Source organism: Streptomyces sp. NPDC057638, assembly GCF_042800315.1.
Classification (GTDB): Bacteria; Actinomycetota; Actinomycetes; order Streptomycetales; family Streptomycetaceae; genus Streptomyces.
In genome coordinates this window covers 1-14541 of sequence record NZ_JBHVHF010000210.1, presented here as the reverse complement: position 1 = coordinate 14541, position 14541 = coordinate 1, and the positions used below count along the sequence as shown (strand labels likewise).

Below are 14541 nucleotides of genomic sequence, written 5' to 3'. Positions count from 1 at the left end.
GGCCCGGACACGGTGAGTGTGTCCGGGCCCTCGGGCCGTGCGTGCGGGGGTGGTCAGCGGAGCTGGGCCGCCCTGGCCTCCCTGCGATTGTCACGGAAGGTGTTCACCCGGCGGGCCGTGGCGAAGAGCGGGATCACCGCTCCCAGCACGACCTGGAGGGCACAGCCGGTCTGGAGCAGCAGCTGACCGCCGGGGGCGTCGAACGCCCAGGCCGCCAGCAGCCCCATCGCGGAGATGATCCAGCTGAGCATCGCCACCGCGAGCACCCCGCGCGGCTTGGGGTACTCCACCCGGCTCACCATCAGCCATGCCGTACCGATGATCGCCAGGAGGGTCGGGATGAACGGCAGCCCCAGCAGCACGATCGACACCACCGTCAGCGCGCCGAAGGGGCTCGGCATGCCCTGGAACATGCCGTCCTTCATCGTCACGCAGGAGAACCGCGCGAGTCTGAGCACCACCGCCAGCAGCACCACGATCGCGGCGACCGCCGAGACCTTCTGATGAGCGTCGTCCGCCACCATGCCGTAGACGAGGACGAAGTACGCGGGAGCGAGGCCGAAGCTGATGAGATCGGAGAGGTTGTCCAGCTCCGCGCCCATCGGCGAGCTGCGCAGCTTGCGCGCCACGAGACCGTCGAAGAGGTCGAAGATGGCGGCCAGCAGCATCAGGATGACGGCGGTCGCGGCGCTGTGCCGCGCCATGCCGACCTCCTCGCTCCCGGTGAGGTGCGGGATGAGGATTCCGGTAGTGGTGAAGTACACCGCCATGAATCCACAGGTCGCGTTACCGAGAGTGAGCGTGTCCGCTATCGACAGACGCAGTGAGAGAGGCATCTCCTCGGCGTCGTCGCCCTCCGCCCCGGACCGGGCGCCCGCCTCGTCCTTGGTCCAGCCCGGCTGTGTCTCCGGGTCAATCACGGTCAATGCGAGTCACCCCCGCGATCGTTTTCTGCCCGACCTCGACCGCGATCTCCACACCCTCCGGAAGGTAGAGATCGACGCGCGAACCGAAACGGATCAGACCGACCCGGTCGCCCTGCTCGACCTTGGTGCCCTCGGGCAGGTACGGAACGATGCGGCGGGCGACGGCCCCGGCGATCTGGATCATCTCGATGTCACCGAGCTCGGTGTCGAAGTGCCAGACGACGCGCTCGTTGTTCTCGCTCTCCTTGTTGAACGCGGGAACGAAGCCCCCGGGCACATGCTCCACGGAGGTGATCGTGCCCGCGAGCGGAGCGCGGTTCACATGGACGTTGAGCGGGCTCATGAAGATCGCGACGCGGGTGCGGCCGTCCTTCCACGGCATGATGCTCTGCACCACGCCGTCGGCGGGCGAGATGACCCTTCCCGGGGCGATCTCGCGCTCGGGGTCGCGGAAGAACCACAGCATGCCCGCCGCGAGCGCGGTGGCGGGCACGGCGATGGCCGCGGCGCTTCGGGAGCGACGGGCGCGCGCCAGGCTCAGGGCCGCGGTGGCGACGGTCGGCAGAAGCCACGGCGATGCTCCGCGCGCGAGGCGGACGCTGCCGCGAGGTGCAGAGGTTTGGCTGTGGGGCATGGATGACCTTCGTAGCAGGTGATGCCGCGCGGGCAAAGGGGACGGGCGGCTTTCCGATCGATGCTATCGGGTGCGGGGCGTAACTGGGAAAGCCAGAAGCCGAGTCGGCGGCCTGAAGCCGATGGCCCGGTGTGATGTTCTTCGCGGTTCAACTACCACAAAGCTGACATTCAGCCCTCTGATCGGTATTCCTCCAGCAGTCGGCGCCCGATGATCATCTTCTGGATCTCCGCGGTGCCCTCGCCGATCAGCAGCATGGGTGCCTCGCGGTAGAGCCGCTCGATCTCGTACTCCTTGGAGAAGCCGTAGCCGCCGTGGATGCGGAAGGCGTCCTCCACGACCTCCTTGCAGTACTCGGAGGCCAGATATTTGGCCATCCCGGCCTCCAGGTCGTTTCGTTCCCCGGAGTCCTTTTTGCGTGCGGCGTTCACCATCATCGCATGGGCCGCCTCGACCTTGGTCGCCATCTCCGCCAGCTTGAACTGAATGGCCTGGTGGAAGGCGATGGGGCGGCCGAAGGTGTGGCGCTGCTGGGCGTAGGAGATCCCCAGCTCGAAGGCACGCTGGGCGACCCCGCAGCCACGCGCCGCGACATTGACCCGGCCGACCTCGACGCCGTCCATCATCTGGTAAAAACCGCGGCCGGTCGTCCCGCCAAGTACCCGATTGGCCGGAATGCGCAGTCCGTCCATGATGAGCTCGGTGGTGTCGACACCCTTGTAGCCCATCTTCTCGATCTTCCCCGGGATGGTCAGACCCGGGCGGACCTCGCCGAAACCGGGCTCCTTCTCCACCAGGAAGGTCGTCATCGAGCGGTGCGGCGGGCTCCCCTCGGGGTGGCCTTCGTCACTGCGGACCAGTACGGCGACCAAGGAGGACGTGGCGCCGTTGGTCAGCCACATCTTCTGGCCGTCCAGGACATAGCAGTCGCCGTCCCGGACCGCCCGGGAGGTGATCGCCGACACATCGGAGCCCAGGCCCGGCTCCGACATGGAGAAGGCGCCGCGTACCTCCCCGAGCGCCATCCGGGGCAGGAAGGTCTCCTTCTGCTCCGGGGTGCCGTGCCGCTGGAGCATGTACGCGACGATGAAGTGGGTGTTGACGATCCCCGACACCGACATCCAGCCCCGGGAGAGCTCCTCCACACACAGGGCGTAGGTCAGCAGCGACTCCCCGAGCCCGCCGTACTCCTCCGGGATCATCAGCCCGAAGAGCCCCAGGTCCTTGAGGCCCTCCACGATCTGGGCCGGGTACTCGTCCCGGTGCTCCAGCTCGGTGGCGACCGGGAGTATCTCCTTGTCGGTGAAGTCCCTGACCGTGGCCAGGATCTCCCGCTGGACCTCGGTCAGCCCGTCCGTGCGCGCCAGCCGTCCCATCGTCAGTCCTCCTGTCCGCGGGCGGTGCCGGGGGTGGGGCGGCCGGGCTGTTCGCCCCCGCGTTCCTTGACATAGCTCTCGGTGGGCACCATCACCGTGCGGCGGAAGACACAGACGAGGGTGCCGTCCTGGTTGTAGCCGCGGGTCTCGACGCGGACCACGCCCCGGTCACTCCGGGAGCGCGAGGGCGTCTTCCCCAGCACGGTGGTCTCGCCGTAGAGGGTGTCGCCATGGAACGTCGGCGCCACATGCCGGAGCGACTCGACCTCCAGATTGGCGATGGCCTTGCCCGACACATCGGCCACGGACATCCCCAGCAGCAGGGAGTACACATAGTTCCCGACGACCACGTTGCGGCCGAAGTCGGTGGAGTGCTCCGCGTAGTGCGCGTCGAGGTGGAGCGGGTGGTGGTTCATGGTGAGCAGACAGAAGAGGTGGTCGTCGTACTCGGTGACGGTCTTGCCGGGCCAGTGCTTGTAGACGTCACCGACCGTGAACTCCTCAAAGGTGCGGCCGAACTGCATCGGGATCAGTCCTCCGGGGGCTGGAAGGCGGATGTACGGGTCATTCCGGCGGCGCGGCCCTTGCCGGAGACGACCAGCGCCATCTTCCGGCTGGCCTCGTCGATCATCTCGTCGCCGAGCATCGCCGAGCCCTTCCGGCCGCCCGCCTCCGAGGTGTGCCAGGCGTAGGCGTCCAGGATCAGCTCGGCGTGGTCGAAGTCCTCCTGCGCGGGCGAGAACACCTCGTTCGCCGCCTCGATCTGCCCCGGGTGCAGCACCCACTTGCCGTCGAAGCCCAGCGCGGCCGCCCGGCGGGCGACCGCACGGAAGCCGTCCACGTTGCGGATCTGGAGATACGGGCCGTCGATCGCCTGGAGGTCATGGGCGCGGGCGGCCATCAGGATGCGCATCAGGATGTAGTGGTAGGCGTCGGCGTCATAACCGGGCGGCTGCTCGCCCACCACCAGCGACTTCATATTGATGGAGGCCATGAAGTCGGCCGGGCCGAAGACGATGGTCTCCAGCCGGGGGGAGGCGGCGGCGATGGCGTCGACGTTCACCAGGCCCCGGGCGTTCTCGATCTGCGCCTCGATGCCGATCCGCCCGACCTCGAAGCCCATCGCCTTCTCGATCTGCGTCAGCAGCAGATCCAGGGCGATGACCTGCTGGGCGTCCTGCACCTTCGGCAGCATCAGACAGTCCAGGTTCTGGCCCGCGCCCTCCACCACCGTCACCACATCGCGGTAGGTCCACTCGGTGGTCCAGTCGTTGATCCGCACCACCCGGGTCTTGGTGCCCCAGTCCCCCTCGTTGAGGAACTTCACGATCGTGTGCCGCGCCTCCGGCTTGGCCAGCGGGGCGCAGGCGTCCTCCAGATCGAGGAAGACCTGGTCGGCCGCGAGGCCCTGCGCCTTCTCCAGGAAACGCGGACTGGAGCCGGGGACGGCGAGGCAGGAGCGGCGCGGACGCGTCTGGTTCGGGGAGAGCGGGTTCAGGGACACGAGGGGACCTCCAGGGGGTCGAGCTTGTTCGCGGTGCGGATCGCGTCGACGATACGGCCGATGATCTCCGTGATGCCGAAGTCCTTCGGGGTGAAGACGGCCGCCACTCCGGCGGCCCGCAGGGCGTCGGCGTCCGCCCGCGGGATGATCCCGCCGACCACCACGGGCAGCTCGGCGGCCCCGGCGCGCTCCAGCCGCGCCAGCACGTCGGGGACCAGCGCGGTGTGCGAGCCGGAGAGGATCGACAGGCCCACACAGTGCACGTCCTCGGCGAGCGCGGCGCCGACGATCTCCTCGGGGGTGAGCCGGATGCCCTGGTAGACCACCTCGAACCCGGCGTCCCGGGCCCGGACCGCGATCTGCTCGGCGCCGTTGGAGTGACCGTCGAGCCCCGGTTTGCCCACCAGTAGCCGCAACTGGCCGCAGCCCAGCTCGCTCGCGGTGCGCCGGACCTTCCTCCGGACCGACGCCAGCGGGGTGCCCGGGGCGGCGGTGACGGTGACCGGGGCCGAGGAGACCCCGGTCGGGGCGCGGAACTCGCCGAAGACATCGCGCAGCGCCCAGGTCCACTCGCCGGTCGTGACGCCCGCGCGGGCGCACTCGACGGTCGCCGCCATCAGATTGTCCGTGCCCGCCGCCGCCTTCTTCAGCGCGGTGAGCGCCTCGGCGGCGCGCCCCTCGTCGCGGTCGTCGCGCCAGGCGGCGAGCGCGGCGGTCACCCGGGCCTCCACGGCCGGGTCGACCGTGGTGATCGCCGCGTCCAGATCGGCGGTGAGCGGGCTCGGTTCGGTCGAGGTGAAGACGTTCACCCCCACCACCGGCTCATCGCCGGACTCGATCCTGGCCCGCCGCTCGGCGTGCGAGGCCACCAGCCGCGCCTTGAGATAGCCCGACTCCACGGCCGCCATCGCGCCGCCCATCTCCTCGATCCGCGCCAGCTCCGCCAGCGCGCCGGTGACCAGCCGGTCCACCTCGGCCTCGATCACATGGGAGCCCGCGAAGATGTCCTCGTACTCCAGCAGATCCGACTCATGCGCGAGGACCTGCTGGATCCGCAGCGACCACTGCTGGTCCCAGGGCCGGGGCAGCCCCAGCGCCTCGTTCCAGGCGGGGAGCTGTACGGCGCGGGCGCGGGCGTCCTTGGAGAGGGTCACCGCCAGCATCTCCAGCACGATCCGCTGGACGTTGTTCTCCGGCTGGGCCTCGGTCAGTCCGAGCGAGTTGACCTGGACGCCGTAGCGGAACCGGCGCTGCCGGGGATCGGTGACTCCGTACCGCTCCCGGGTGATCCGCTCCCAGATCCGGGCGAACGCCCGCATCTTGCACATCTCCTCGATGAACCGGACGCCCGCGTTCACGAAGAACGAGATCCGGCCGACCACCTCACCCCGGCGCTCCTCGGGCACCTGCCCGGAGGCGAAGACCGCGTCGAGGACGGCGACGGCCGTCGCCATCGCGTACGACACCTCCTGGACCGGCGTCGCCCCGGCCTCCTGGAGGTGGTAGCTACAGATGTTGATCGGGTTCCACTTCGGCAGATGGTTCACCGTGTGCGTGATCATGTCGGTGGTCAGCCGCAGCGACGGACCCGGCGGGAACACATGGGTGCCGCGGGAGAGGTACTCCTTGACGATGTCGTTCTGGGTGGTGCCCTGGAGCAGGGCCGGATCCGCGCCCCGCTCCTCCGCGACCACCTGGTAGAGCGCCAGCAGCCACATCGCGGTGGCGTTGATGGTCATCGAGGTGTTCATCCGCTCCAGCGGGATGTCCGCGAACAGCCGCCGCATATCGCCGAGGTGCGCGACCGGGACGCCGACCCGGCCCACCTCGCCCCGGGCGAGGACATGGTCCGGGTCGTACCCCGTCTGGGTCGGCAGGTCGAAGGCGACCGAGAGTCCTGTCTGACCCTTGGCGAGGTTGCGCCGGTAGAGCGCGTTCGACTCCTCGGCGGTGGAGTGCCCCGCGTAGGTCCGCATCAGCCAGGGCCGGTCCCTGGGGCGCGAGGTCATCGGGCGTCCCGGCCCGGGGCGGCGCTCTGGCCGGCGGGGGTACGGAAGCGGTTGATGGCGTCGAGATGGCGGGCGCGGGTCTGCGGGTCGCGGACGCCGAGGCCCTCCTGGGGGGCCAGGCACAGGACGCCGACCTTGCCCTGGTGCAGGTTGCGGTGGACGTCGTAGGTGGCCTGGCCGGTCTCCGCCAGCGGGTAGACCGTGGAGAGGGTGGGATGGATCCGGCCCTTGGCGATCAGCCGGTTCGCCTCCCACGCCTCGCGGTAGTTGGCGAAATGGGTGCCGATGATCCGCTTCAGCGACATCCACAGATAGCGGTTGTCGTACTCGTGCCGGTATCCGGAGGTCGAGGCGCAGGTCACGATCGTGCCGCCCTTGCGGGTGACATAGACCGAGGCGCCGAAGGTCTCCCGGCCCGGATGCTCGAAGACGATGTCCACGTCCTCACCGCCGGTCAGCTCACGGATCCGCTGCCCGAACCGCTTCCACTCCTTCGGGTCCTGGTGGTGCTCGTCCTTCCAGAACCGGTAGCCCTCCGCGCCCCGGTCGATGACCGCCGCCGCGCCCATCGCCCGGCACAGCTCGGCCTTCTGCTCACTGGAGACCACACAGATCGGGGTGGCGCCCCCGGCCAGCGCCATCTGGGTGGCGTAGGAGCCCAGACCGCCGCTGGCGCCCCAGATCAGCACATTGTCGCCCTGCTTCATCCCCGCGCCGTTACGGGAGACCAGCTGGCGGTACGCGGTCGAGTTCACCAGCCCCGGCGCCGCCGCCTCCTCCCAGCTCAGATGCGCGGGCTTGGGCATCAGCTGGTTGGACTTCACCAGCGCCAGCTCCGCCAGCCCGCCGAAGTTGGTCTCGAAGCCCCAGATGCGCTGCTCCGGGTCGAGCATGGTGTCGCCGTGCCCGTCCGCGCTCTCCAGCTCCACCGAGAGGCAGTGGGCGACGACCTCGTCCCCCGGCCGCCAGGCGTTCACCCCGGGCCCGGTGCGCAGCACCACCCCGGCCAGGTCCGAACCGATGACGTGGTACGGGAGGTCATGGCGCCGCGCCAGCGGCGAGGTCCTGCCGTACCGCTCCAGGAACCCGAACGTCGACACCGGCTCGAAGATCGACGTCCACACGGAGTTGTAGTTGACGGAGGAGGCCATCACCGCCACCAGCGCCTCGCCCGGCCCCAGTTCGGGCACCGCGACGTCCTCGACATGCAGCGATTCACGAGGATCCTTCTCGCGGGTCTCCAGACCGGCGAACATCTCGGCCTCGTCCTTGTGCACGGTGACCGCGCGATACGAGTCGGGCAGGGGGAGCGTGGCGAAGTCGGCGGACAGGGCGTCCGGCGACTGGATCGCGTCCAGGATTTCCTTCACGGTGTCGCCTCCGGCGGGGCGCGTCGGGGAGCTGAGGGTGGGGTGGTGTGCCGTCGGTCCGGCGGTGTGGGAGCGGGGTGGGAGAGCCTGTGACGCAGGCGTCCGGGCGCGCGGGTGAGATGGCCGCGGGGACAGTCGGGACGCGGTGGGTCTGGCGGGCCGACCGCCCGGACGGGATTCACGTTATGGCACGCCGTGCCAGTCGACAAGACACTGAGTGTCAAGAATTTTGCTCAGGTGGTGGATGCTTGGCCCGTATGAGCGTGCTGGAGCCCGCCGTGGGTCTCGCACCAGACGTGCTGGAGCCCGGCCCGTGCGCGTCGCGCGGGGCCCCGCCTCCGCTGCGCGCGCCGCACCGCGCGCGGGCCCATCCCGGTGGGCCGGGGGTTCCGCCCGCTTGTGCCCACCCTCCCCCGGCCTCCGGCCGGGGGGACCTCCGTCGCCCCCGGCGGAACCCGTGCCCACAAGCAGGTGGAACCCGGGGCCGCGACGGGGTGGGGTCCGCTGGGGCGGGGGGTCAGGGCCAGGTGACGGGGAGGGCGGTGAGGCCGCCGGTGAGGTGGTGTTCGCGGGGCTTGAGGTCCTCCAGGGGCACGGCCAGCGACAGTTCGGGGAAGCGCCCGAACAGCCCGCCCAGCGCCGCCCGTAGTTCGAGGCGGGCCAGCGGCGCCCCCAGGCAGTAGTGGATGCCGTAGCCGAGCCCGAGGTGCGGCACACCGGCGGGACGGTCGATGAGGAAGCGTTCGGGCTCGGTGAAGACCGACGGGTCCCGGTTGGCCACGCCGTGGAAGAGCAGTACGGCCTCCCCCTCGTGGATCGTCACTCCGGCGGAGGTCTCGATGTCGGTGTGGGCGTAGCGGACCATCCCGTGGTCGCTCGGCACGCTCATCCGCAGCACTTCCTCCACGGCGCCCGTCAGCAGGGCGGGGTCGGCACCGAGTGCCGCCCGTTGCTCCCGCTCCCGCATGAGGAAGATCGCGCCGTAGTCGATCCGGGAGGCCGCCGTGTCATGTCCGGCGAAGACCAGTTGCCCGGTGAGGCTGACGATCGCCGCGTCGGGCAGCCCCGTGATCGCGGCCAGGTCGGAGATCAGGTCCTCGGCGGGCCGGCGGCGCTTCTCCTCGATCAGCCCGGCGACATAGGAGGAGAGGGCCTCCTGGGCGGCCCGTGCCGCGTCCGGGTCGTCCAGCCGGGTGAACGACGCCGACCAGACCAGGAAGCCGTCCCGGTCCGCCGGCGGTACCCCGAACAGCTCGCACATCAGATGGACGGGCAGCGGCTGGGAGAACACCTGGTGCAGATCGACGGGCGGGGTCATGGCGGCCATCGCGTCGAGCAGTTGGGCGGCCCGGCTCTCCACCCGGGCGGTCAGGGTCCGGACCCGTCGCGACCCGAGCCCGGGGGAGAGGGCCTCACGCATTCTCCGGTGCATCTCCGCCTCGATGGCGTGGTCGCCGAGGGGGCCGCCGGAGACGGGGGATCCGGAGATCCTGGCGGCACGCTCCGGGTGGGGGTGCGAGCGCCCCAGTCGGGCGTCGGTGAGCAGGTCCCGTGCCACCTCGTACCCCGTCACCGCCCAGGCGAGATCGCCCGCCATGGTCCGTACCCGGGTGATCGGGCCCTCGGCGCGCAGGGCGGCGAAGCCGGGCGCCGGGTCCAGCACGTTGGCGCGGGGGAACGGCAGCCGGGGCGGTTCGGCGGCCGTCGCGGACGGCGGCGGGGGTGTCTCGGCGGCCGGGGCGGGGGCGGGGGTGGCAGCCGTTCCGGCCGCGGCCGCGCCGTCGGGGAATCCACGCCTGTTCACGGACATCACGGATCAACTCCGTCCAAGGACGTACACATTGATCTGATGAGTGAATCGAGTGGAGCGTAGGGAGCGTGTGACGCTCCGTCAAGAGGTGCTTCCCCCTCCGTCCCGCGTCCCGCGTCCCGTCGGACGCCGGGTGACGGGACGGGCGGGACCGGCTCCGCCCGGTGGGCACGGACGACGGCAGGGCGGTCGCGGGTCCGGTACGCGTACGGGCCGGGGCCGGGCCCGCGGGGGCCGGCGCGGGCCGTCCGGGGTCAGCCGCGGCGGTCCTTGAGGGCGCGCTCGATCGTGCGCATCACGTCGTCCAGCGGCACGTCCGTCCGCGCCACCGCGACCAGTACCTCGTCGCCCGCGTCGACGGCCACCCGCCGCTCGTCCCCGGCGGCGCTGGTGCTGGCGCGCTCCCGCGGTGTCCCGGAGCGCGCGGGCTCCTGGACCGTGCCGCGCGTCGCCCGGCCCACCGGGATCCCCGTACCGAAGGTCTCCCGGACGATCGCGAAGGCGTGGTCGAGCTGGGCCTCCACATCGCCCTCGCCGCCCGCGCGCAGCCACCGCCGCAGCACGTGGTTGTGCGCGGTGACGACGGCGGACGCGGCCACCTCCGCCAGCAGCGGATCGTCGTTCCCGTCGTGGTGGTCGCGCTCGTCGAAGTGGCCGAGCAGATAGCGGGTGAACAGCCGCTCGTAGCGGGCCACGGAGGCGATCTCCCGCTCCCGCAGCGTCGGCACCTCACGGGTGAGCCGGTAGCGCGCCACGGACACGCTGGGCGAGGCGGCGTACATCCGCATCACCTCCTTGATGCCCCGGCAGACGGTGTCGAGCGGGTGCTCGTGGGGCGGTGCCGCGTTCAGCACGGCCTCGGCGCGCACCAGCGTGTCGTCGTGGTCCGGGAAGATCGCCTCTTCCTTGGAGCGGAAGTGGCGGAAGAAGGTTCTCCGCGCCACCCCGGCGGTGGCCGCGATCTCGTCGACGGTGGTCGCCTCGTACCCCTTCGTCGAGAAGAGTTCCATCGCCGCCGCCGCCAGCTCGCGGCGCATTTTCAAGCGCTGGGCGGCGGCACGGGTGCCTGCGGCGCTCTCGGGGGCGTCGGCTGTGGTCTTCGGGCGGGTGGCCTTGGCGGGCTGAGGCATGCCCTGAACGTACTGCATTCGTGCTGGAGAGCGCGCCCGTGGGTGGGGGTGCCCCCGCCTGTGGCGGGGGCCGGACGGCGTGGCGGGGACACCCCCGGTCTCAGGGCGCCCGAGGCGGCGCCGAGCGGTCGTACGGACTGTTCGGCGCCGCCCCGGACGGATGCGGGCGCGGCGGTCGCTCCGGAGGGGAGCGCGCCGGGATCCGATGCGCGGGCGCGCGCTCCCCAAGCCCCGGCACCGGCGTACGACCGGAGCCCGAGGCTGCCCGTCGCCCGCCGCCGCGCCGCTGGGGCGGTACGGGACGGTACGGCCGCGCGCCCCGGTGGTTCCCCCGCCCCCGGGCGCCCCGCCGCCGCGCGTCTCACAGCGCGATCCCCGAGGGCGGATCCCCCACACCCCCCGCGCGGATCACCGGGGGATGAGGTACGCCCGGATCACTCGGGCGGGCCGTGGGTGCCGACGACAGAGGGACGCCGAACGCCCGGCGTGCCGTCGTAGGTCCGGGAGCGATGTCGTACGCCGTACCGCCGGAGCGCTCACCGGCGGGCGTACTCCCGGAAGCCCCGGCCCGTCTTCCGGCCCAGACAGCCAGCCGCCACCAGGTGCTCCAGCAGCGGCGCGGGCGCGAGCCCCGGGTCGCGGAACTCACGGTGGAGCACCTTCTCGATCGCCAGCGACACATCCAGCCCGACGACGTCCAGCAGTTCGAAGGGACCCATCGGGTACCCGCCGCCCAGCTTCATGGCCGCGTCGATGTCATCGAGCGTGGCGTAGTGCTCGCCGACCATCTTGATCGCGTTGTTCAGATACGGGAACAGGAGCGCGTTGACGATGAACCCGGCCCGGTCGCCGCAGTCCACCGGGTGCTTGCCGGTGCGCAGCGCGGTGGCGCGGGCCGTGGCGTGGGCCGCGTCGGAGGTCAGGACCGTACGGACGACCTCCACCAGCCGCATCGCGGGCGCCGGGTTGAAGAAGTGCATCCCGACCACGTCCTCGGGACGCTCGGTGGCGCGCGCGCACGCGACCACGGGCAGCGAGGAGGTCGTGGTGGCCAGGACCGCGCCCGGCGCGCAGACCTTGTCCAGCACGCCGAAGAGCCGCCGTTTGACGTCCAGGTCCTCGGCGACCGCCTCCAGCGCGAGATCCACCGGGTTGAGCGCGTCGAGCGTGGCGGCCGGGGTGATCCTGGTCAGCGCCTCCTCCCGGGCCCCGGCGCTGAGCCGCCCCTTGGTGACCGAGCGCTCCAGCGAGGCCGCGATCCGCTCCCGGGCCGCCCGCGCCTTGGCGTCGGACCGGGCGGCCAGCACCACCGCGTACCCGGCCTTGGCGAAGACCTCCGCGATCCCGGCGGCCATCGTCCCCGAGCCGACCACCCCGACGGTGCTGACCGGGCGCGCCCGACCGCCGGGGGCGGGCGCGGCGACGGGCGCCGGGGTGAGCGCGTCGGCCACGGTGCCGGGGGCGCCAGGACCGGTGTAGGTGTAGAAGCCGCGTCCGGCCTTGCGCCCGGTGAGTCCGGCCTCGCTGAGCTGGCGCAGTACCGGCGCGGGCGCGTGCAGCCGGTCGTGCGACGCGGTGTACATCGCGTCCAGGACGGTACGGGCGGTGTCGATCCCGATCAGGTCGAGCAGCTCCAGCGGGCCCATCGGCAGCCCGCAGCCCAGCCGCATCGCCGCGTCGATGTCCTCCCGCGACGCGTACCGCGCCTCGTACATCGCCGCCGCCTGGTTGAGATAGCCGAAGAGCAGCCCGTCCGCGATGAACCCGGGCCGGTCGCCGACCGCCACCGGCTCCTTGCCGAGATCGCGGGCGAGTCCGGTGACGGCGGTGACGGCGGCCGGGTCGGTCAGCACCGACGAGACGACCTCGATCAGCCGCATCGCCTGCGCGGGGTTGAAGAAGTGCAGGCCGAGCACGCGTTCGGGCCGGGCCGACCCGGCGGCCAGCCGGGTCACCGAGAGGGCGTTGGTCCCGGTGGCGAGGATCGTCGTGGGGCGGACCACCTGGTCCAGCTCCTCGAAGACCCGCCGCTTGGTCTCGTAGCACTCCGAGACGACCTCGATCACCAGCTCGGCGTCGGCGGCGGCCCGGATGTCCTCGGCGGTACGGAAGCGGGCCAGCGCCGCGCGGCGCTCCTCGTCCGTGATCCGGCCGCGTTCCACGGCGCGCTCGGTGGCGGCCTCCAGCGCACGCGTCGCGCGGCCGGCCGCCTCCTCGCTGATGTCGATACCGATGACCCGCCGTCCGGAGCGGACGAGCACGTCGGCGATACCGCTGCCCATGGTGCCGAGGCCGATGACGGCGATGGTGTGCAGGGGGATGTCCATCGGGGACTCCAGGGTGAGTGACGGCTAGGTCCTGTCCGGGCGGTCTTCGAGGATCAGTCCGCGGCGTTCAGATGCATGAGGTCTCCCCGGGCCTGCTGGGGCTGGGGGTTGGGGTGTCCCCGGGCCCCCGAGGGCCGAGGGTTGGGGTCTCGTCCTCGTACGGGATGTACTCGGGCGATTCCGACAACGCTGGGGGAAGTACCCCCACCGGGCCGAAGGCCCAGGGGGAGAGGTGCTGTAGCTGTCGTCGCGGGCCCGACACGATCGCCCGGACAGGCGCTAGTGGTGGGGGAGCCGGTGCCTGAGCGGCGCGCGGGCGGTCGTGCGACCGCACGCCAGGGCGCGTCGAGGCGCGGGGGCGGGTGAGGGCGTACGAACGCGCCCTCGGCGGTGGGAGGTTCCGCCACCGCGCACAGCCGTACCGCGCATCGGACACAAGGAGCTGGGCGCGCGCGGCACAGGGGCCCGCGCACGGGGAACGGAGGTACGGGCGGGCCCTGTCCCGGAGCCCACCGGACCCGGCGCGCCAGCGAACCGCGCACCGGGGAGAGTGCCGAACCGACCACACTCACGACGGCTGCGTCACCAGGCCATCGGGAGTGACAACGACGGGGGTTTCCCGCTCACTTGAGGTTAACTCGCGAGTAACGAGCGCGCCATAGCCCGGTGTGTGTGATCTGGGTCGCCGTCCGGCCGACCGCCCCGGCGTCGTTACGCTGACCTCCATGGACGAGGAGTTACGGTCACTGGCCCAGCGGCTGCGTACCGAGTCGGGCGGCGCTCCCGCGTATGAACGCCTGCTGGTCACGGCGGATACGGAGGAACTGGCGCGGGTCCTGGTGGAGCCGGAACGGCCGCTGTGGGCGCGGGAACTGGCGGCGTTCCGGCTCGGGTGCGCCGGGGACCGCAGGGGGTTCGAGTCGCTGGTGCTGCTGCTCAACCACCGCGACCCGGAGCGCTGTGTCTCCGCCGCGCACGCCCTGGTCGCGCTGGGCGACCCCCGTACGCCGCGCGCCGCCGCCGCGCTCGCCACCAACGAACTGCGGGTGACGTACGCGATGGTCCCGGTGCGGCTGCTCACCCGGCTACGGGCACCGGAGTCCGCGCCCGCGCTGATCACCGTGTTGCGGCGGCGGCTGGTGCCCGGTGACCCCCACTGGCGGCTCGCGCTCGCCTGTGTGGAGGGTCTGGGGGCGCTCGGGGACGCCCGGGCCGAGGCCATCCTGACGGCGGCACGGGCGCACCCCCGCCTCTCCGCGGCCGCCGGGGCGGCGCTGGCCCGTCTCACCTAGGGCCTGTCTGATGGATCTTGCTGGGCTCGGTGCCGGGCTGTGCCTTTCCGGCGCGATGCCGTTCTGTGCCGTCCCGGATCCGTGCGCCGGGCTGTCGTGAGTCCGTGGTCCCGGGGAAGTGGTCCCGGATGAGCCCGCGCGCCCGGGTCCCGCGGAAAGGGGG

Annotated in this window: 11 protein-coding genes; 1 reads left to right on the top strand and 10 read right to left on the bottom strand. The window is 71.7% G+C overall.

Annotation, left to right across the window (positions count from 1 at the left end):
• Window positions 1–53: 53 nt before the first annotated feature.
• The 10 genes from pssA to ACFVIM_RS24570 form a co-directional block, all read right to left on the bottom strand.
• Entirely contained in the window at window positions 54–920 is an 867-nt protein-coding gene (gene pssA, locus ACFVIM_RS24615) for a CDP-diacylglycerol--serine O-phosphatidyltransferase (protein WP_384305128.1), read from the bottom strand.
• Window positions 913–1560 carry a phosphatidylserine decarboxylase gene (locus tag ACFVIM_RS24610; protein ID WP_384305123.1) on the bottom strand — a complete coding sequence of 216 codons (648 nt, stop codon included), beginning with the start codon at window positions 1558–1560 and terminating at the stop codon, window positions 913–915. Before ACFVIM_RS24610 ends, pssA begins: the two co-directional genes overlap by 8 nt.
• 170 nt (window positions 1561–1730) lie before the next feature.
• Window positions 1731–2936, bottom strand: coding sequence for an acyl-CoA dehydrogenase family protein (locus ACFVIM_RS24605; RefSeq protein WP_384305121.1), 1206 nt, complete (start codon window positions 2934–2936; stop codon window positions 1731–1733).
• A 2-nt stretch (window positions 2937–2938) separates the two neighbouring features.
• The gene (locus ACFVIM_RS24600) at window positions 2939–3460 is read right to left on the bottom strand and encodes a MaoC family dehydratase (RefSeq protein WP_384305118.1); all 522 of its coding nucleotides are present in this window, start codon (window positions 3458–3460) and stop codon (window positions 2939–2941) included.
• A gap of 5 nt (window positions 3461–3465) precedes the next feature.
• Entirely contained in the window at window positions 3466–4434 is a 969-nt protein-coding gene (locus ACFVIM_RS24595) for an HpcH/HpaI aldolase/citrate lyase family protein (protein WP_384305126.1), read from the bottom strand.
• On the bottom strand, window positions 4431–6449 hold the full coding sequence (locus tag ACFVIM_RS24590) for a protein meaA (RefSeq protein ID WP_384305116.1): 2019 nt from the start codon (window positions 6447–6449) through the stop codon (window positions 4431–4433). The genes ACFVIM_RS24595 and ACFVIM_RS24590 overlap by 4 nt, the downstream gene beginning before the upstream one ends.
• Complete coding sequence (gene ccrA, locus ACFVIM_RS24585; protein WP_384305114.1) at window positions 6446–7819, bottom strand: crotonyl-CoA carboxylase/reductase; 1374 nt, start codon at window positions 7817–7819, stop codon at window positions 6446–6448. The genes ACFVIM_RS24590 and ccrA overlap by 4 nt, the downstream gene beginning before the upstream one ends.
• A gap of 517 nt (window positions 7820–8336) precedes the next feature.
• Window positions 8337–9629: a cytochrome P450 gene (locus ACFVIM_RS24580; protein ID WP_384305112.1), complete on the bottom strand. Its 1293-nt coding sequence runs from the start codon at window positions 9627–9629 to the stop codon at window positions 8337–8339.
• Between the two features lie 254 nt (window positions 9630–9883).
• Window positions 9884–10759 carry a TetR family transcriptional regulator gene (locus tag ACFVIM_RS24575; RefSeq protein ID WP_384305110.1) on the bottom strand — a complete coding sequence of 292 codons (876 nt, stop codon included), beginning with the start codon at window positions 10757–10759 and terminating at the stop codon, window positions 9884–9886.
• Between the two features lie 536 nt (window positions 10760–11295).
• Window positions 11296–13086 (bottom strand): 3-hydroxyacyl-CoA dehydrogenase family protein, encoded by a 1791-nt coding sequence (locus ACFVIM_RS24570; protein ID WP_384305107.1) that lies wholly within the window; start codon window positions 13084–13086, stop codon window positions 11296–11298.
• 725 nt (window positions 13087–13811) lie between these two features.
• Between ACFVIM_RS24570 and ACFVIM_RS24565 the strand changes: the two genes are divergently transcribed.
• Window positions 13812–14378 (top strand): adenylosuccinate lyase, encoded by a 567-nt coding sequence (locus ACFVIM_RS24565; protein WP_384305104.1) that lies wholly within the window; start codon window positions 13812–13814, stop codon window positions 14376–14378.
• Window positions 14379–14541 lie beyond the last annotated feature (163 nt).